The organism is Pseudomonas sp. GW704-F2 (genome assembly GCF_059423025.1).
The window spans coordinates 165,134-182,927 of record NZ_JBWKXO010000001.1 but is presented as its reverse complement, the minus strand read 5'-3'; the positions used below and the strand labels follow the sequence as shown (position 1 = coordinate 182,927).

At 61.0% G+C, this 17,794-nt stretch carries 16 protein-coding genes and 1 pseudogene; 11 read left to right on the top strand and 6 right to left on the bottom strand.

Going from position 1 to position 17,794, the window contains the following annotated elements; genetic code table 11:
- The first annotated feature begins 30 nt into the window (after nucleotides 1–30).
- Nucleotides 31–477, top strand: a complete 447-nt coding sequence (locus AC07W0_RS00820) for a DUF4879 domain-containing protein (protein ID WP_046482566.1) — start codon at nucleotides 31–33, stop codon at nucleotides 475–477.
- Nucleotides 478–525: 48 nt separating this feature from the next.
- Here the strand turns inward: AC07W0_RS00820 and AC07W0_RS00815 are convergent, their stop codons facing one another.
- Nucleotides 526–1,764 (bottom strand): MFS transporter, encoded by a 1,239-nt coding sequence (locus AC07W0_RS00815; protein ID WP_102616973.1) that lies wholly within the window; start codon nucleotides 1,762–1,764, stop codon nucleotides 526–528.
- Nucleotides 1,765–2,081: 317 nt separating this feature from the next.
- On the opposite strand from AC07W0_RS00815, the gene AC07W0_RS00810 reads away from it, so the two are divergent.
- The 3 genes from AC07W0_RS00810 to AC07W0_RS00800 are packed head-to-tail and all read left to right on the top strand — an operon-like array spanning nucleotide 2,082 to nucleotide 4,710.
- Nucleotides 2,082–3,521, top strand: a complete 1,440-nt coding sequence (locus AC07W0_RS00810) for a cytochrome ubiquinol oxidase subunit I (RefSeq protein ID WP_017848281.1) — start codon at nucleotides 2,082–2,084, stop codon at nucleotides 3,519–3,521.
- A gap of 1 nt (nucleotide 3,522) precedes the next feature.
- On the top strand, nucleotides 3,523–4,530 hold the full coding sequence (cydB, locus tag AC07W0_RS00805) for a cytochrome d ubiquinol oxidase subunit II (protein WP_017848280.1): 1,008 nt from the start codon (nucleotides 3,523–3,525) through the stop codon (nucleotides 4,528–4,530).
- Nucleotides 4,531–4,542: 12 nt separating this feature from the next.
- Nucleotides 4,543–4,710, top strand: coding sequence for a DUF2474 domain-containing protein (locus tag AC07W0_RS00800; protein WP_017848279.1), 168 nt, complete (start codon nucleotides 4,543–4,545; stop codon nucleotides 4,708–4,710).
- 69 nt (nucleotides 4,711–4,779) lie between these two features.
- On the opposite strand, the gene AC07W0_RS00795 is transcribed toward AC07W0_RS00800, so the two are convergent.
- Together AC07W0_RS00795 and AC07W0_RS00790 are read right to left on the bottom strand one after the other, a co-directional pair.
- On the bottom strand, nucleotides 4,780–5,904 hold the full coding sequence (locus tag AC07W0_RS00795; protein WP_102616972.1) for a methyltransferase: 1,125 nt from the start codon (nucleotides 5,902–5,904) through the stop codon (nucleotides 4,780–4,782).
- A gap of 169 nt (nucleotides 5,905–6,073) precedes the next feature.
- Nucleotides 6,074–6,784, bottom strand: a pseudogene (locus AC07W0_RS00790) (helix-turn-helix transcriptional regulator).
- A gap of 400 nt (nucleotides 6,785–7,184) precedes the next feature.
- On the opposite strand from AC07W0_RS00790, the gene AC07W0_RS00785 reads away from it, so the two are divergent.
- On the top strand, nucleotides 7,185–7,961 hold the full coding sequence (locus AC07W0_RS00785; protein WP_046381980.1) for a ferredoxin--NADP reductase: 777 nt from the start codon (nucleotides 7,185–7,187) through the stop codon (nucleotides 7,959–7,961).
- Between the two features lie 45 nt (nucleotides 7,962–8,006).
- Here the strand turns inward: AC07W0_RS00785 and mscL are convergent, their stop codons facing one another.
- Nucleotides 8,007–8,423 (bottom strand): large-conductance mechanosensitive channel protein MscL, encoded by a 417-nt coding sequence (mscL, locus tag AC07W0_RS00780; RefSeq protein ID WP_017848275.1) that lies wholly within the window; start codon nucleotides 8,421–8,423, stop codon nucleotides 8,007–8,009.
- Between the two features lie 287 nt (nucleotides 8,424–8,710).
- Here mscL and katB point away from each other — a divergent pair, with 287 nt between their 5' ends.
- The 3 genes from katB to radA all read left to right on the top strand — a co-directional run bounded on the left by katB (nucleotide 8,711) and on the right by radA (nucleotide 12,342).
- A complete protein-coding gene (gene katB, locus AC07W0_RS00775; protein ID WP_017848274.1) occupies nucleotides 8,711–10,252 on the top strand; it encodes a catalase KatB in 1,542 nt (513 codons plus the stop codon).
- Between the two features lie 138 nt (nucleotides 10,253–10,390).
- Nucleotides 10,391–10,939 carry an ankyrin repeat domain-containing protein gene (locus tag AC07W0_RS00770; RefSeq protein WP_046381982.1) on the top strand — a complete coding sequence of 183 codons (549 nt, stop codon included), beginning with the start codon at nucleotides 10,391–10,393 and terminating at the stop codon, nucleotides 10,937–10,939.
- A gap of 35 nt (nucleotides 10,940–10,974) precedes the next feature.
- The gene (radA, locus tag AC07W0_RS00765) at nucleotides 10,975–12,342 is read left to right on the top strand and encodes a DNA repair protein RadA (protein WP_017848272.1); all 1,368 of its coding nucleotides are present in this window, start codon (nucleotides 10,975–10,977) and stop codon (nucleotides 12,340–12,342) included.
- Nucleotides 12,343–12,395: 53 nt separating this feature from the next.
- Here radA and AC07W0_RS00760 read toward each other — a convergent pair whose 3' ends face one another.
- Entirely contained in the window at nucleotides 12,396–12,764 is a 369-nt protein-coding gene (locus AC07W0_RS00760) for a PilZ domain-containing protein (RefSeq protein ID WP_017848271.1), read from the bottom strand.
- Between the two features lie 175 nt (nucleotides 12,765–12,939).
- Between AC07W0_RS00760 and AC07W0_RS00755 the strand changes: the two genes are divergently transcribed.
- The 3 genes from AC07W0_RS00755 (at nucleotide 12,940) to yjiA (ending at nucleotide 16,335) form a co-directional block, all read left to right on the top strand.
- On the top strand, nucleotides 12,940–15,006 hold the full coding sequence (locus tag AC07W0_RS00755) for a carbon starvation CstA family protein (protein ID WP_017848270.1): 2,067 nt from the start codon (nucleotides 12,940–12,942) through the stop codon (nucleotides 15,004–15,006).
- A 15-nt stretch (nucleotides 15,007–15,021) separates the two neighbouring features.
- Nucleotides 15,022–15,219: a YbdD/YjiX family protein gene (locus tag AC07W0_RS00750; protein ID WP_017737420.1), complete on the top strand. Its 198-nt coding sequence runs from the start codon at nucleotides 15,022–15,024 to the stop codon at nucleotides 15,217–15,219.
- A gap of 156 nt (nucleotides 15,220–15,375) precedes the next feature.
- Entirely contained in the window at nucleotides 15,376–16,335 is a 960-nt protein-coding gene (yjiA, locus tag AC07W0_RS00745) for a GTPase (RefSeq protein WP_102616971.1), read from the top strand.
- Nucleotides 16,336–16,521: 186 nt separating this feature from the next.
- On the opposite strand, the gene glyA is transcribed toward yjiA, so the two are convergent.
- On the bottom strand, nucleotides 16,522–17,775 hold the full coding sequence (gene glyA, locus AC07W0_RS00740; RefSeq protein WP_017848268.1) for a serine hydroxymethyltransferase: 1,254 nt from the start codon (nucleotides 17,773–17,775) through the stop codon (nucleotides 16,522–16,524).
- Between the last annotated feature and the right edge of the window lie 19 nt (nucleotides 17,776–17,794).

Sequence of the window (17,794 nt, the reverse complement as noted above, 5' to 3'; positions counted from 1 at the left end):
GCCGATGTTTAATTCAGGGTCATCGACAGCATGAAAAAAGCCAACCGGTGGAGTCTAGCTCTGATCGCTTGTATCAGCGCGTGGTTAGGTGCGGCACCGGCGTGGGGCGCGACTGCACCGGCCTTGAGCGAGGTGCGGGTGTTCAAGGTCGAGTCGGCCGGGTGTGTGGAAACGATTCCGGAGCGCTCCCAGAGCACACAGATGTGTACGCACCGTGGGCCTACCCAGGTGTCGGTGATGGAGGTTGGCCTGGGCAACAACCCGATGGGGCGCTTCAATGGCGCGGTACTCAACGGGCAACGCACTGCGGTGTGCCAGGTCGGCAACGTCAGCCAGGCCTGCAATGGCGCGGGCACGTTGATGGGCTACATCTATGTGTTCGACCTGAACGTCGAAGCCCAAGGCTGGTTCGAATACAGCAACACGTCGATCAACGCGCCGCGAAATACCTTGAATACCCAGCTCAATATCCGCTGATCAATGGCCCTGAACGTCACGGATATCCGCAGCGGCTGGTGGTGAGGTTCAGCCCTTGGCTTCGTCCAGCGGCACATGCATGCGGTCGCGGTGAGCCAGGGTCGGGAACAGTTTGATCCACGTCCCGGTCACCACCAACGTGCCGATCCCGCCCATGACCACGGCGGGCACGGTGCCGAACCAGTGGGCGGTGATCCCGGATTCGAACTCGCCCAGTTGATTCGACGCGCCGATAAACAGGCCGTTGACCGCACTGACCCGCCCGCGCATGTCGTCCGGGGTTTCCAATTGCACGAAGGATGCGCGGATCACCATGCTGATCATGTCGGCCGCGCCCAGCACCACCAGCACCGCCAGGGAAAAACAGAACGAGGTGGACAGGCCGAAAGCGATGGTCGCCACCCCGAACACCCCGACGGCGGTAAACATCACACGGCCCACGTGTCGGTCGACCGAGAAGCGCGCCAGCCACAACGACATCAACAGCGCGCCCACCGCCGGCGCCGAACGCAGCAGGCCCAGGCCCCAGGCGCCGGTCAGCAGGATGTCCTTGGCGAACACCGGCAGCAACGCGGTGGCACCGCCGAGCAGCACGGCGAACAGGTCGAGGGAAATCGCTCCGAGGATGTCCGGGCGGCTGCGGATAAAGCGAATCCCGGCCAGCAGCGAGTCCATCGTGGCCTTGGCCTTGTTCAGCGGCGTCTGGCGCGCGGGCAGGTTGAGGGTCAGCGTGCAGGCAATGAGGTACAGCACCACGGTCGGGCCATACACCCACACGCTGCCGAACGCATAGAGCAAACCGCCGAGGGCCGGGGCGACGATGGTTGCCAGTTGCTGGGCCGATTGCGACGAGGCCACGGCGCGCGGGAACAGCGTGCTGGGCACGATGCTCGGGAGCAGCGCTTGGGTGGTGGGCATTTCAAAGGAGCGCGCGGCGCCGAGCAGGAAGGCGAGGATAAAGATCATCTCGCGGGTCACATTGCCGGTCAGGCCGCCAATGGCCAGGGACACGGCAATCAGCGCCTGCACGGTCTGACAGATGGCCGCCACCTTGCGCCGATCATAGCGGTCGGCCACATGCCCGGTGTGCAGCATGAACAGCACGCGGGGAACGAATTCCACCAGGCCGACCAGGCCAAGGTCCAGCACGTTGCCGGTCAGTTGATAGAGGTTCCAGCCGATGGCCACGGTGAGCATTTGGAAGCCGCTGGCGGTGAAGATCCGCGCCAGCCAGAACGCGATGAAAGGGCGGTGGTGACGCAACAGCAACGCGGGTTCATTGGGCATCGGGAGTTCGGGCCAGCGCGGTAGGGAAGCCCGAGATTAGCATCAAGCTGTAACAAACAGTTGCAGAAACTGCGCTGAGGCAAGCTGTCACGCGGCAAAAGACCACACAGGCCAATCGCCAAAATGGGACTACTCTTTTGACTGTGATTGATCCAGATCAAAGCTATTTCAGGATTTGTTCTGGCGGCCGCAAGGCCTGACTCCCTACGTGGTTGGTAAAAAAAGAAACGAATTGAAATTCGCCACACTCCATATCCGTGGGGGCAGTGGATGCGGCCTCCAGCCAGCATTCGGTATTACCTGACAGAGGAAGACTTATGTTCGGTTTGGAGGCGCTAGATCTCGCCCGAATTCAGTTCGCGTTTACTATCTCGTTCCACATCCTGTTCCCGGCGATCACCATCGGCCTTGCGAGTTACCTTGCGGTGCTGGAAGGCTTGTGGCTCAAGACCCATAACGATACCTACCGTGACCTCTACCATTTCTGGTCGAAGGTCTTTGCCGTCAACTTCGGCATGGGTGTGGTCTCTGGCTTGGTCATGGCGTACCAGTTCGGCACCAACTGGAGCCGCTTCTCGGACTTCGCCGGCTCCGTCACCGGGCCGCTGCTGACGTATGAAGTGCTCACGGCCTTCTTCCTCGAGGCCGGTTTCCTCGGCGTGATGCTGTTCGGCTGGAACAAGGTGGGGCGCAAGCTGCACTTTTTCGCGACCGTGATGGTGGCCGTCGGCACGCTGATTTCGACCTTCTGGATTCTCGCTTCCAACAGCTGGATGCAGACTCCCCAGGGCTTTGAAATCATCGACGGCCGCGTGATCCCCACGGACTGGCTGGCCGTGATCTTCAACCCCTCGTTCCCCTACCGCCTGATGCACATGGCCACGGCGGCGTTTGTGGCGACGGCGTTCTTCGTCGGTTCTTCGGCGGCCTGGCATTTGCTGCGCGGCAAGGACAACCCGGCGATCCGCAAGATGCTGTCGATGGCCATGTGGATGGCGCTGATCGTCGCGCCGATCCAGGCAGTGATCGGTGACTTCCACGGCCTCAACACCCTGCAGCACCAGCCGGCGAAAATCGCCGCGATCGAAGGCCACTGGGAAAACATCGGCAACGAGCCGACGCCGCTGATCCTGTTCGGCTGGCCCGACATGAAGGCGGAAAAAACCAAGTACGCGGTGGAAATTCCCTACCTCGGCAGCCTGATCCTGACCCACTCCCTGGACAAACAGGTACCGGCGCTCAAGGAGTTCCCGCCTGAGGACCGCCCCAACTCGACCATCGTGTTCTGGTCGTTCCGGGTCATGGTCGGCCTGGGTTTCCTGATGATCTTCACCGGCCTGTTCAGCCTTTGGCTGCGTCGGGGCGGCAAAATGTATACGTCCCGGCCGTTCCTGTACCTGGCGTTGTGGATGGGCCCCTCCGGCTTGATCGCGATTCTCGCCGGTTGGTTCACCACCGAGATCGGCCGCCAGCCGTGGGTGGTCTACGGGCTGATGCGGACTGCGGATGCGTCCTCCGGGCATAGCCTGGCGCAGATGAGCATCACCCTGGTGCTGTTCGTGGTGGTGTACTTCGCGCTGTTCGGCGCTGGTTTGGGCTACATGATGCGCCTGGTGCGCAAAGGCCCGGTGGCCCACGACGGCATCGAGCCAACCCACGGTGGCCCAGGCCAGAAACGCACACCGGCGCGGCCGTTGTCGGCGGCCGATGACGGCAGCGATGACGATCACGTCGACCTCCAGCATAAGGGGCATTGAGATGGGTATTGATCTTCCGCTGATCTGGGCCGTGATCATCATCTTCGGCATCATGATGTACGTGGTCATGGACGGTTTCGACCTGGGCATCGGCATCCTCTTTCCGTTCATCCCCGGCAAGACCGACCGTGACGTAATGATGAACACCGTCGCCCCGGTCTGGGACGGTAACGAAACCTGGCTGGTACTGGGCGGCGCGGCATTGTTCGGCGCGTTCCCGCTGGCCTATTCTGTGGTGCTGTCGGCGTTGTACCTGCCGCTGATGCTGATGCTCATCGGGCTGATCTTTCGTGGCGTGGCCTTTGAGTTCCGCTTCAAGGCCAAGGACCACAAGCGTCACCTGTGGGACAAGGCGTTCATCGGCGGGTCGCTGGCGGCCACGTTCTTCCAGGGCGTCGCGTTGGGTGCGTTCATCGACGGCATCCCGGTGGTCGATCGCCAGTTTGCCGGTGGCTCACTGGATTGGGCGACGCCGTTCACGATGTTCTGCGGCGTGGCGCTGATCGTGGCCTACGCGTTGCTCGGTTGCACCTGGCTGATCATGAAGACCGAAGGCAAGTTGCAAGAACAGATGCACAACCTGGCGCGGCCATTGGCCTTCGTGGTGCTGGCGGTGATCGGTATCGTGAGTATCTGGACACCGCTATCGCACCCGGAAATCGCCTCGCGCTGGTTCACCCTGCCGAACCTGTTCTGGTTCCTGCCGGTGCCGATCCTGGTGCTGGTGACCATGTATGGGCTGATCCGCGCTGTGGCGCGCAACGCGCACTACACGCCGTTCCTGCTGACGCTGGTGCTGATCTTCCTCGGCTACAGCGGCCTGGGGATCAGCCTGTGGCCGAACATCATCCCGCCGTCGGTATCGATCTGGGACGCTGCCGCGCCGCCGCAAAGCCAGGGCTTCATGCTGGTGGGCACGTTGTTCATCATCCCGTTCATCCTGGGCTACACCTTCTGGAGCTACTACGTGTTCCGCGGCAAGGTCACCCATGAAGACGGTTATCACTAGGAGGGTCGTTTCATGTCCGGCAAACCTTCGTTGCACGAGATTGAACAGGCTGAGAAGCAACCGCTGTGGCGGCGCCTTGGTTGGTTGGCGATGATCTGGAGCGGCAGCGTGCTGGCCCTGTTCATCGTGGCCAGCCTGATGCGCCTGTTCATGAGCGCGGCCGGCCTGACCACGCACTGACATCCCATCCCGTTGCCTTGCGGCACGGTTTTTTGACCCTGCCCCTCTTTGGAGGGGCGGGGTCTTTTTTTATTTGCGCGCTTTGAGAATGACGAATTTGGGCGTGGCGGCCACTTGCTCGACGCCCCGGAACAGCCGCGCCAACTTGCTGTGATAACCCAGGTGACGGTTGCCGACTATATAGAGGGCGCCGCCGACCACCAACGCTTCGCGCGCCTGCTGGAACATGCGCCAGGCGAGGAAGTCGCCGACCACCTGCTGCTGGTGGAACGGTGGATTGCACAGCACCACATCCAACGATTGCGGTGCCTGCCCGGCCAGGCCATCGTCGGCGCGGACGATGACCTCGCGATCACCCAGGGCCGCTTGCCAATTCTCGGCGGCCGATTGCACGGCCATGTAGGACTCGTCCACCAAGGTGTAATGCGCGTCCGGGTTCTGCAGGGCGCTGGCGATCGCCAGTACGCCATTGCCGCAACCCAGGTCGGCGACTCGCGCACTGCCAAGGCCCGTGGGCAAGTGTGGCAGGAAGGCGCGGGTGCCGATGTCCAGGCTTTCGCGGCAGAACACGTTGGCGTGGTTGAGCAGGGCGATGGCTGGAGTGTCCAAGGCGTAACGGGTGGGGTAGGGCGAGACGGCGGCCGGGCGCTCCCCAACGGTGGCGATCAACAGCCGCGCCTTTTTGACCGCGAGGGACGCGTGCATCGGCCCGATGTACTGCTCCAGCAATTCACCGGCGGCCCGTGGCAGATGCTTGACCATCGCTGCGGCGATAACTTCAGCGCCCGGCGCCAGTTGGCCCTGCAGGCGGATCAACTGTTCTTCGAGCAGCGCCAGGGTTTTCGGTACGCGGATCAGCACCCGGTCGAATGGCCCGACAGGCACTTGGCTGGCGGGGATGAACGACACCGCATCGAACGCCTTGCCGTTGCGCAGCAGGTTTTTTTCCAGGCCTTGGGCGGCGAGAAACGAGTCGCCGCTGGATGTCACCTGCACATGGCCCTCAAGGCTGGCGGCCAATGCGCCAAAGCTATCGTTAAGCACCAGCACGCGAGTTGCGGCGTTCGGTTGCTGTTCGGCCAGGTAGCTGAGCAGATACTCGTCGGCGGCGTCGAAGGCCTGCAGCGGATCATTGTGCTGCTCGGGTTGGCGGATCAGATCGAGCTGGGCGAACGGGCTTTCGAGCAGGGGCATGGCGGGGGAGGCTCTGGGTAATCGATGGGTGTTCGGCAGGCGCTGTGGCGGCCGGCGGAACCGTCTGAGTGAACTACGAGGCGGCACCGAGGGGCTGCGTCAACACTCAGAGTTGGCCGTAAATGTTACTTTTTTTTTGGAGTGATTACATGCGGTGTTTCAAAGCGGGTTAAAACAAGCCTGCTTTCGAGGCACAGAGCACCGCAGCGATTTTGTTATTGACGCCCATTTTGGTGAAGATGCTTTTGAGATGAAAACCAATGGTGCGTTCCGACAGGCACAGTATGGCGGCGATATCGGCAGCCGTTTTGCCCAGGGCTGACCATTTGAGGATTTCTGTCTCCCGTGGTGTCAATTTGCAGGCCGAAGGCGCGTTGGGCTTGTCGGCATATTTCTGTGCGACCACCGCATGCATCGCATGACAGAGCCACAATACCTGGCCGGCCTTTTCGTACAGCTCTTCCGGGCTGACCTCGCCCTTGCTGCGTCCCAGGGTCAGCATGCTGAACACGCCCTAGAAATCGTGGACCGCCTGGGTCCACCCCAGATGCACGCCAGAGGACCGGGCCAGTTCCCAAAAATTCGGCGCGGCGCCGAACACTTTTTCCTCCCAGACGATCGGTAATACGCAACGTTTGCAGTGGGTGACAACCGGGTCTACGTCGAAAAAGTGGGCCTGGTCGTACAGGGAGTTCCATTCATTTGGGTAGTTGTTGAGGCAAATCGGTTTGCATGGGTGTGTGGGTCGTTGTGAACTCATCGTGAAGGAACAGAATTGGAAGCCAAGCTCGTAGGTTTTGTTGATTACCATTTCAAATACACTGGTGATCTTGTCCTCGCCTTCCAGTTTAGGGAGTCGTGTATTGCGCCAGTTGACCATCGGAAAATCTCCATGGAGTTCTTTGTGACTTGGGTACGTCCTGGCCCCCAATGTTGCACGCAAATTAGTGTAGGACATGGACTACACTTGCAGCGGAAATTTTCGTTCTTGTTCGTCGTGTTCTAAGACTCTTTAAGCAGGTGTGCAACTTCCGTCCGCAACTTTTTGCGAAGTTTTGCCCTTTTTTAGTGGGTTTTAGCGTCTGTAGTGCGTCACTGACAATCGCACTATGGGGCGATGTTGTGATGTGTCTTGGACTAATAGCCAAATGTTTAGCAGTGCAATTAAATAGCCATCAACTTGTGGGGTTTTTGCTCTATTCACAATGCCACTACCGACTACGGGTGTTTCCGCACGTGACTTTGGGGGACACTAGGGCACCTGTAGAACGGAGCTCCCCATGACGGCCAGTGCTGAGAAATTTACCCGCCAGACCCTGCTCGACGTGCAATCGCTGACCCCCAGCCTCTTCACCCTGCGCACCACCCGTGACCCGGGCTTTCGGTTCACCGCCGGCCAGTTCGTGCGCCTGGGGGTGACCAAGGCCGATGGCAGCACGGTATGGCGCGCGTACTCCGTGGTGTCGTCGCCGTTTGATGAGTACCTGGATTTTTTCTCGATCGTGGTGCCCGGTGGCGAGTTCACCAGCGAGCTGAGCCGTCTGCGCGTCGGCGATACGTTGATGGTCGAGCGTCAGGCCACAGGCTTCCTGACCCTGAACCGGTTTGTCGATGGTCGTGACTTATGGTTGCTGGGCACCGGCACCGGAGTGGCGCCGTTCCTGTCGATCCTGCAGGACTTCGAGGTCTGGGAAAAATTCGAGCGCATCATCCTCGTGTACAGCGCCCGGGAAGCCAGGGAGCTGGCCTATCAGTCGCTGATCCAGGGGCTGGCGCAGCGTGAGTACCTGGCCGAGTACGCCCACAAGCTGACCTATCTGCCGCTGGTCACCCGCGAGCAGCACCCCGGTGCGCTGCACGGGCGCATTACCACCCTGATCGCGAATGGCGAGCTGGAGCGCGCAGCCGGCGTCGCGCTGACCCCAGAGCATTCGCGCGTGATGATTTGCGGCAACCCGCAGATGATCGACGACACCCGTCAGTTGCTCAAACAACGCGATATGCAATTGAGCCTGTCCCGGCGCCCCGGCCAGGTGGCGGTGGAGAACTACTGGTAACAAAAAAGGCGCCCCTGGAGGCGCCTTCGTTCAAACCGATACGGCTTATTGCGGTTTGTCGTTCTGTGCCTTGAGCAGATCGCGGATCTCACCCAGCAACACTTCTTCCTTGCTCGGCGTCGGCGGCAGGCTGGGGGCCACGGCTTCTTCGCGCTTCAGGCGGTTGATGGCCTTCACCCCCATGAAGATCGCAAACGCGACGATCAGGAAGTCGATCACGCTCTGGATGAACTTGCCGTAGGCCAGCACGACCGCCGGGACATCACCCTGCGCAGCCTTGAGCGTCACCGCCAGATCAGCGAAGTCCACACCGCCGATCAACAGACCGATCGGTGGCATCACCACGTCGCCTACAAACGAGGAAACAATTTTGCCGAAGGCGGCGCCGATGATAATCCCGACGGCCATGTCGACCACATTACCTTTGACCGCGAAGGCCTTGAACTCACTGATCACGCCCATAGGTTATTCCTTGTTACAGATGAGAAGGGTGGAAGTCAGTGTAAGTCAGTCGTAGCGGGCTTGCCTGACACAACTGTTAACACTGTCGGTTTTTATCGACACATTAAATCGCAAATAGTTTGCAAAGTGCCATCAATCGCGCGCGAAATACCCGCGATTTCAGTGAGTTACCAGATTATTTTCTCAATCGACCCGTTGGGGTTTTTCTATTTATCTTCTGACTCGCGGGTCACTAGCCTCTGGCAAGCACAACTGAATGTGCATTAAAAAAACCAGAGGAAACCTCGATGAACAACCCAATGAGCCGCGCGCCCGTTCTGGCGCGACATGCGCTGGTGCTGGCAACCGTCAGCCTGCTTTCCCTGTCTGTGCAAGCTGCCAATCTGACCCGCGACAATGGTGCCGCCGTCGGCGACAACCAGAACTCGCAAACCGCGGGCGCCAACGGCCCGGTGCTGCTGCAAGATGTGCAACTGATTCAGAAGCTGCAACGCTTTGACCGCGAACGCATCCCCGAGCGCGTGGTACATGCCCGTGGCACCGGCGCTCACGGCACGTTTACCGTCACCGATAACCTCAGCGACCTGACCAAGGCCAAAGTTTTCGCCGCCGGTGAGGCAACCCCGGTATTCGTGCGGTTCTCGGCGGTGGTACACGGCAATCACTCCCCGGAAACCCTGCGCGACCCTCGCGGCTTCGCCACCAAGTTCTACACCGCCGACGGCAACTGGGACCTGGTCGGCAACAACTTCCCGACGTTCTTTATCCGAGACGCCATCAAGTTCCCGGACATGGTCCATGCCTTCAAACCCGACCCGCGCACTAACCTGGATGATGACTCGCGTCGTTTCGACTTCTTCTCCCATGTTCCCGAAGCCACCCGCACCCTGACCGAGCTGTACTCCGACTCCGGCACGCCGGCCAGTTACCGCGAAATGGACGGCAACGGCGTACATGCCTACAAGTTGATCAACGCCAAGGGCGAAGTGCATTACGTCAAGTTCCACTGGAAGAGCCTGCAAGGCATCAAGAATCTTGATCCCAAGCAAGTCACCGACGTACAGGGCCGTGACTACAGCCATATGACGAATGACTTGGTCACCCATATCAACAAGGGCGACTTCCCCAAGTGGGACTTGTACGTGCAGGTGCTCAAACCTGAGGAACTGGCCAAGTTCGATTTCGACCCGCTGGACGCCACCAAGATCTGGCCCGGCATACCCGAGCGCAAAGTCGGGCAGATGGTGTTGAACCGCAACCCGGCCAATGTCTTCCAGGAAACCGAGCAAGTGGCCATGGCCCCGGCTAATCTGGTGCCAGGCATCGAGCCGTCGGAAGACCGCCTGCTGCAAGGCCGAGTGTTCTCCTATGCCGACACGCAGATGTACCGCCTGGGCGCCAACGCCCTGCAACTGCCGATCAACGCGCCACGGGTCACCGTCAACAACGGCAACCAGGACGGCGCGATGAATTCCGCCAAGACCAGCACCGGCGTGAACTACCAGCCAAGCCGCCTGCTGCCACGGGAAGAGCCGCAAACCGCACGCTACAGCCAGTCGCCGCTGGCGGGCAGTACCCAGCAGGCGAAGATCCAGCGTGAGCAGAACTTCAAGCAGGCCGGTGATCTGTATCGCTCCTACAGCAAGAAAGAACGTCAGGACTTGATCGACAACTTCGGCGGCTCCCTGGCCACCACCGACGACGAGAGCAAGCACATCATCCTGTCCTTCCTCTATAAAGCCGACCCGGAATACGGCGCCGGCGTGACCAAGGTCGCCAAAGGTGACCTGGCCCGCGTGAAAGCGCTGGCACAAAAACTCACCGACTAACCCCACCCCCCCCTGTAGGAGCGAGCTTGCTCGCGAAAAACGTCAACGATGACGCGTATATCCTGGATGTACGTGTTGCCTGGCAGATCTTCGCGAGCAAGCTCGCTCCTACAAGGGTTTTGTAGAGGAGTTGAATCAATGCGTACCTTCATCGGGGCGCTGCTGGCCTGCTGGTCGCTGAGCGGGGTTGCCGGGCAGCCTGCGCCCAATGACGCAGCGGCGCTCAAGGCGCAATTGCAAGGCTACTATTTCGATGCCGCACGTCGCGGCGACCTGCCCATGCTCGATACCTTCATCGACGCCGGCTTCCCCCTCAATACCCAGGACGACAAGGGCTACACCGCACTGATCCTCGCCGCCTACCACGGCGAAAGCGCCTACGTTGAGCGTCTGCTCGCCGCCGGCGCCGATGCCTGTGTGCAGGACAAGCGCGGCAACACCGCGTTGATGGGCGCGATTTTCAAGGGCGAGCTGAAGATTGCCCAGCGCCTGCTGGCCACCGACTGCAACCCCGACCAGCGCAACGGCGCCGGGCAGACCGCCGCCATGTACGCCGGGCTGTTCAAGCGTCTCGAACTGCTCGACGAATTGAAGGCCAAAGGCGCCGACCTGAATGCCGAAGACCCGATCGGCAACAGTGCTTCACGATTGGCCAGCGGTGAAATCCGGACCCCGGCGCCGCGCTGAGCTATCATCGCGGTTTTTCGGTTGGAGGTTCTCAAATGGCAAAGGCCAAGCGCATGTACGGCTGCACCGAGTGCGGCGCGACCTTTCCCAAGTGGGCCGGCCAGTGTACCGAGTGCGGGGCGTGGAACACCCTCACCGAAACCATGATCGAAAGCGGCGGCGCCGCGGCCCCCAGCGGCCGTGCCGGCTGGACCGGGCAACAGGCGCAGATCAAGACCCTGGCCGAAGTCAGCGTCGAGGAAGTCCCGCGTTTCTCCACCGCGTCCGGTGAGCTCGACCGCGTGCTGGGCGGTGGCCTGGTGGACGGTTCGGTGGTGCTGATCGGCGGCGACCCAGGTATCGGCAAGTCGACCATCCTGTTGCAAACCCTGTGCAGCATCGCCAGCCGCATGCCGGCGTTGTACGTCACCGGCGAAGAATCCCAGCAACAAGTGGCCATGCGCGCACGCCGCCTGGGCTTGCCCCAGGACCAACTGCGGGTGATGACCGAAACCTGCATCGAAAGCATCATCGCCACTGCGCGGATCGAAAAACCCAAGGTCATGGTGATCGACTCGATCCAGACGATTTTCACCGAACAACTGCAATCGGCCCCGGGCGGCGTGTCCCAGGTGCGTGAGAGCGCGGCGCTGCTGGTGCGCTATGCCAAGCAGAGCGGCACGGCGATTTTCCTGGTCGGTCACGTGACCAAGGAAGGCGCGCTGGCCGGGCCACGGGTGTTGGAGCACATGGTCGACACCGTGCTGTATTTCGAAGGCGAGTCCGATGGTCGTTTGCGTTTGCTGCGCGCCGTGAAGAACCGCTTCGGTGCGGTGAACGAGCTGGGCGTATTCGCCATGACCGACCGCGGGCTGAAAGAAGTCTCCAACCCCTCGGCGATTTTTCTGACCCGTGCCCAGGAAGAAGTCCCCGGTAGTGTGGTGATGGCAACGTGGGAAGGCACCCGCCCGATGCTGGTGGAAGTGCAGGCGCTGGTGGACGACAGCCATTTGGCCAACCCGCGTCGAGTGACCCTGGGCCTGGACCAGAACCGCCTGGCAATGCTGCTTGCGGTACTCCACCGACACGGCGGCATCCCGACCCATGACCAGGACGTGTTCCTTAACGTGGTGGGCGGGGTCAAGGTGCTGGAGACCGCGTCCGACCTGGCGTTGATGGCAGCGGTGATGTCCAGCCTGCGCAACCGGCCGCTGCCCCACGACCTGCTGGTGTTCGGCGAAGTCGGCCTGTCGGGCGAGGTGCGCCCGGTGCCCAGCGGTCAGGAGCGTTTGAAGGAAGCGGCCAAACACGGCTTCAAGCGCGCGATCGTGCCCAAGGGCAACGCGCCGAAGGAAGCGCCGCCGGGGTTGCAGGTGATCGCGGTGACGCGGCTGGAGCAGGCGTTGGATGCACTTTTCGAGTAGCCCGCAACACCGCAGTACACCTGTGGGAGGGCGCAAACCCCTCCCACCGGTGGTCAGTGCTCCAGCAAAGCGCCCAACTGCCGCTCCAGTTCTGCCTGATCCCCCAGGTTCAACTCGATCAAGCGGCGCAAATGGCTGATCGATTCCAGACTGATGTGCTCGCATTCAAACCCCAGGTGACCGTTCTGGTCATGGGTCAGCCTGACCTGCATCTGCACATCGGTATTGGCGTCCAGGTGGATATCCACATCGAACGACTCGGTGCCGATGCTGTGCCAGGGCGTCGGTTTCTGCACCAACAAGCCCTTCAGCGATAAGTCCACCAGTTGCACCGACCATTTCCGACCGTTCTGCCGGAGTTCGGTCTTGGCATCAAAGGCAATCCGGCGAAAACGACGGCGGTCAGACGCATGTTCGGTCATGGTGAAACCCTCTGTGGATGAAGGGATTGTAGCCCTACGCCATTATTGAGGCTTTATTTCTGCTTTTTTTGCCATGGGAAGGCTCTAGACCAATGTAGGGGGCTGGCCTTTAAGGCCAGTAGCGCTAAACTCGAGCTGGTTGTCCTTTCTGTCCACCCTGGCTGGAATACAAAAAATGAAAAATAATAATAGCCTGCTACGCCACTTACCCTGGCTGGTACTGGCCATAGTAGGTGCGTGCGCCCTGGGCGTAGTGGCCCTGCGCCGCGGCGAGGCGATCAATGCCTTGTGGATCGTCGTCGCAGCAGTGGCGATCTATCTGGTCGCCTATCGCTACTACAGTCTGTTCATCGCCAATAACGTGATGCAACTCGATCCACGACGGGCCACCCCCGCAGTGGTCAATAACGACGGTCTGGACTTCGTACCGACCAACAAACACATCCTTTTCGGTCACCACTTTGCGGCGATTGCCGGTGCTGGCCCCTTGGTCGGCCCGGTGCTGGCGGCGCAAATGGGTTATCTGCCCGGAACCCTGTGGCTGATCGCCGGCGTGGTACTGGCCGGTGCGGTGCAGGACTTCATGGTGCTGTTCCTGTCTACCCGTCGTAACGGCCGTTCCCTGGGGGATATGGTCCGCGAAGAGATGGGCCGCATTCCCGGGACCATCGCGCTGTTCGGCTGCTTCCTGATCATGATCATCATCCTCGCGGTGCTGGCGCTGATCGTGGTCAAGGCCCTGGCCGAAAGCCCGTGGGGCATCTTCACGGTGATGGCGACCATCCCGATCGCGATGTTCATGGGCATCTACATGCGCTACATCCGCCCGGGCCGCATCGGTGAGATTTCGATCGTCGGCGTGCTGTTGTTGCTCGGTTCGATCTGGCTGGGCGGGCAGATTGCCGCCGACCCGGTCTGGGCCAAGGTCTTCAGTTTCACCGGCATCCAGATCACCTGGATGTTGATCGGCTACGGTTTCGTCGCGGCGGTACTGCCGGTGTGGCTGATCCTGGCCCCGCGTGACTACCTGTCCACCTTCCTCAAAATCGGCACCATCGTCGCCTTGGCCATCGGTATCCTGGTGACCATGCCCGACCTGAAAATGCCGGCGCTGACCCAGTTCATCGATGGCACCGGCCCGGTGTGGAAGGGCGGTCTGTTCCCGTTCCTGTTCATCACCATTGCCTGCGGTGCGGTCTCGGGCTTCCACGCGCTGATCTCTTCGGGCACCACGCCGAAGTTGCTGGCCAGTGAAGGCCACGCCCGGTACATCGGGTATGGCGGCATGTTGATGGAGTCGTTCGTGGCCATCATGGCGATGGTTGCCGCTTCGGTGATCGAGCCGGGTGTGTACTTCGCCATGAACAGCCCGGCGGCGATCGTCGGCTCGGACGTGGTCACCGTCGCTCAAACCGTCAGCAGCTGGGGCTTTGCGATTACGCCTGAGGCGCTGTCGGCCGTTGCCCATGACATCGGCGAAACCACCGTGCTGGCTCGTGCCGGCGGTGCGCCGACGCTCGCGGTGGGTATCGCGCAGATCCTGCACAGTGTGCTGCCGGGTGAAAACACCATGGCGTTCTGGTACCACTTTGCGATTCTGTTCGAAGCGCTGTTCATCCTGACGGCCGTCGACGCCGGTACCCGTGCCGGGCGCTTCATGCTGCAGGACCTGCTGGGCTCCTTCGTGCCGGCGCTCAAGCGCACCGAGTCCTGGACGGCCAACCTGATCGCGACCGCCGGTTGTGTGGCGATGTGGGGTTACCTGTTGTATCAAGGCGTGATCGACCCGCTGGGCGGCATCAACACCTTGTGGCCGCTGTTCGGTATCTCCAACCAGATGCTGGCAGGTATCGCGCTGATGCTGGCGACCGTCGTGCTGATCAAAATGAAGCGCCAACGCTACATCTGGGTGACCATGCTGCCGGCCGTCTGGCTGCTGATCTGCACCACCACGGCGGGCTTCATCAAGCTGTTCGACGCCAACCCGGCGATCGGCTTCCTGTCGCTGGCGAAGAAGTACAGCGATGCGCTGGCCAACGGCCAGATCCTCGCCCCGGCCAAGAGCATCGACCAGATGCAGCATGTGATCTGGAACGCCTACACCAACGCAACGCTGACGGCGCTGTTCCTGTTCGTGGTCTTCAGTATCCTGTTCTATGCGCTCAAAGTCGGCGTCGCCGCCTGGGGCAACAAAGAGCGCACGGATAAAGAAGCCCCGTTCCAGGCCGTACCGGACGCATGATCGAGGATTGCAGCCATGTTCAATGACATCAGTCGCCTCGGTAAATACCTCGGTCAGGCCGCGCGCCTGATGGTCGGCATGCCCGACTACGACACTTACGTCGAGCATATGCAAACCAAACACCCGGACAAGCCGATGATGGACTACAAGACGTTCTTCCGGGAACGCCAGGAAGCCCGTTACGGCGGCAAGGGTGGGCCCAAGTGCTGCTAAGTTGGTAAAACCGCTTTACCTGTAGGAGCGAGCTTGCTCGCGAACAACGCAAGGACACCACGTGCATCCAGTTAGCACGGGTTATCGTTGACGTTCTTCGCGAGCAAGCGCGCTCCTACAGTTGTTTTTACCTCCCCATTTTCAGGAGAACTGTCTTTGTCCTCTCCCATTCCCGTCACGGTCCTCAGTGGCTTCCTCGGCGCCGGCAAGACCACGTTGCTGCGTCACCTGCTCAAAGCCGAGCACGGCTTGAAAATCGCCGTGATCGAAAACGAATTCAGCGACGCCGGTATCGACACCCAGCTATTGGGCAACGAGCCCGTGCAAGTCATGACCCTGTCCAACGGCTGCGTGTGCTGCACCATCCACACCGATCTGACCAAAGCCCTGTACCTGCTGCTGGAGCGCCTGGACAGCGGCGAAATCGCCTTCGACCGCCTGGTGATCGAATGCACCGGCCTGGCCGACCCGGCCCCCGTGGCCCAGACCTTTTTCATCGATGAAGAGCTGCGCGAGCGCTACATCCTCGACGGCATCATCACCCTGGTGGACGCGGCCCACGCCGAGCACCACCTAACCCAAACCATCGCCCAGGCACAGATCGGGTTTGCCGACCGCCTGCTGGTGAGCAAGCGCGACCTGGTGGACGACGCTAGCTTCGATGCCCTCAGCCAGCGCCTGACCCGCATCAACCGCCGCGCGCCGATTCGCGTGGTCGACCACGGCGCCATCGACCTGGCCGAGCTGCTCGACGTGCGCGGCTTCAACCTCAACGCCGGCATGAACCTGCGCCCGGTCAGCACCGCGCCGTCCATCGACCGCATCTCCAGCCTGGTGCTGCGCACCGAACAGCCGCTGGATATCGACCGCCTCAGCGAGTTCATGAACGAGTTGTTGGAAGACCACGGCAAGCAACTGCTGCGCTACAAGGGCGTGCTGAACATCGCCGGCGACGACCGGCGCATGGTGTTCCAGGGCGTGCTGAAGCTCTACGGTTTCGATTGGGATACCGAATGGGCCGAGGGCGAAACGCGGGAGAGTGTGATCGTGTTTATTGCCGATGAGTTGCCGGAAGACAAGATTCGCGAGGGTTTTGCGAAGGTCTATCAAGCCTAACTTGGAAATGCGATCAAAAATGTGGGAGGGGGCTTGCCCCCGATAGCTGTGTGTCAGCCATACATGTGTCGACTGACCCACCGCCATCGGGGGCAAGCCCCCTCCCACATTGGCCGGTATTCCAAATCCTGATCTGCATAAAAAAGCCCGGCTCAAGAGCCGGGCTTCTTATTCAAGCAACTGCAATCAAGCGCCGTACACCGGCAGCTTTTTGCAGATGGCCTTGACCTTCTCACGGACCGCGTCGATCACGGCGTCGTTGTTCAGGTCAGCCAGGATGTCGCAGATCCAGCCGGCCAGTTCCTTGCACTCTGCTTCCTTGAAGCCACGAGTGGTCACGGCCGGGGTGCCGAAACGCAGGCCCGAGGTGACGAACGGCGAACGTGGGTCGTTCGGCACGGAGTTTTTGTTCACGGTGATGAAGGCTTTGCCCAGGGCGGCGTCAGCATCTTTACCGGAGATGTCCTGCTTGATCAGCGACAGCAGGAACAGGTGGTTTTCAGTCCCACCGGATACCACGTCAAAACCGCGTGCGATAAACACTTCGGCCATGGCCTTGGCGTTTTTCACCACTTGTTGCTGGTAAGTCTTGAACTCAGGTTGCAGGGCTTCTTTGAAGCAGACCGCTTTGGCGGCGATCACGTGTTCCAGCGGGCCGCCTTGGGAGCCTGGGAATACCGCAGAGTTGAGCTTCTTCTCGATCTCGGCGTTGGCGCGCGCCAGGATCAGGCCGCCACGCGGACCGCGCAGGGTCTTGTGGGTGGTGGTGGTGACCACGTCAGCGAACGGCACCGGGTTCGGGTAGACGCCAGCGGCGACCAGACCGGCCACGTGGGCCATGTCGACGAACAGGTACGCGCCCACTTTGTCGGCGATGGCGCGGAAACGTGGGAAGTCGAGGATCTGCGAGTAGGCAGAGAAACCGGCCACGATCATTTTTGGCTTGTGCTCGACCGCCAGGCGCTCGACTTCGTCGTAGTCGATCAGGCCGTTGGCATCGATACCGTATTGAACGGCGTTGTACAGCTTGCCGGAGGACGAAACGCTGGCGCCGTGGGTCAGGTGACCGCCGTGGGCCAGGCTCATGCCCAGGATGGTGTCGCCGCCTTGCAGCAGGGCCAGGTACACGGCGCTGTTGGCTTGGGAGCCGGCGTGTGGCTGGACGTTGGCGTAATCGGCGCCGAACAGTTGCTTGGCGCGGTCGATGGCCAGTTGCTCGACCACGTCGACGTATTCGCAGCCGCCGTAGTAGCGCTTGCCTGGGTAGCCTTCGGCGTACTTGTTGGTCAGAACCGAACCTTGAGCCTCCATTACCGCAGGGCTGGTGTAGTTTTCCGAAGCGATCAGCTCAATGTGCTCTTCCTGGCGCACGGCTTCTTGCTCCATGGCGGCGAAGAGATCGGCGTCGTACTTGGCAATGGTCAAATCACGGCTGAACATGGCGGTCCTCAAGGATCGG

Coding starts and splice junctions, on each gene's coding strand:
- radA (WP_017848272.1), top strand. CDS start 10,975: ATGGCAAAGGCCAAGCGCATGTACGGCTGCACCGAGTGCGGCGCGACC.
- katB (WP_017848274.1), top strand. CDS start 8,711: ATGAACAACCCAATGAGCCGCGCGCCCGTTCTGGCGCGACATGCGCTG.
- AC07W0_RS00810 (WP_017848281.1), top strand. CDS start 2,082: ATGTTCGGTTTGGAGGCGCTAGATCTCGCCCGAATTCAGTTCGCGTTT.
- AC07W0_RS00815 (WP_102616973.1), bottom strand. CDS start 1,764: ATGCCCAATGAACCCGCGTTGCTGTTGCGTCACCACCGCCCTTTCATC.
- AC07W0_RS00785 (WP_046381980.1), top strand. CDS start 7,185: ATGACGGCCAGTGCTGAGAAATTTACCCGCCAGACCCTGCTCGACGTG.
- mscL (WP_017848275.1), bottom strand. CDS start 8,423: ATGGGCGTGATCAGTGAGTTCAAGGCCTTCGCGGTCAAAGGTAATGTG.
- AC07W0_RS00760 (WP_017848271.1), bottom strand. CDS start 12,764: ATGACCGAACATGCGTCTGACCGCCGTCGTTTTCGCCGGATTGCCTTT.
- AC07W0_RS00820 (WP_046482566.1), top strand. CDS start 31: ATGAAAAAAGCCAACCGGTGGAGTCTAGCTCTGATCGCTTGTATCAGC.
- AC07W0_RS00755 (WP_017848270.1), top strand. CDS start 12,940: ATGAAAAATAATAATAGCCTGCTACGCCACTTACCCTGGCTGGTACTG.
- AC07W0_RS00750 (WP_017737420.1), top strand. CDS start 15,022: ATGTTCAATGACATCAGTCGCCTCGGTAAATACCTCGGTCAGGCCGCG.
- AC07W0_RS00795 (WP_102616972.1), bottom strand. CDS start 5,904: ATGCCCCTGCTCGAAAGCCCGTTCGCCCAGCTCGATCTGATCCGCCAA.
- cydB (WP_017848280.1), top strand. CDS start 3,523: ATGGGTATTGATCTTCCGCTGATCTGGGCCGTGATCATCATCTTCGGC.
- AC07W0_RS00770 (WP_046381982.1), top strand. CDS start 10,391: ATGCGTACCTTCATCGGGGCGCTGCTGGCCTGCTGGTCGCTGAGCGGG.
- AC07W0_RS00800 (WP_017848279.1), top strand. CDS start 4,543: ATGTCCGGCAAACCTTCGTTGCACGAGATTGAACAGGCTGAGAAGCAA.
- glyA (WP_017848268.1), bottom strand. CDS start 17,775: ATGTTCAGCCGTGATTTGACCATTGCCAAGTACGACGCCGATCTCTTC.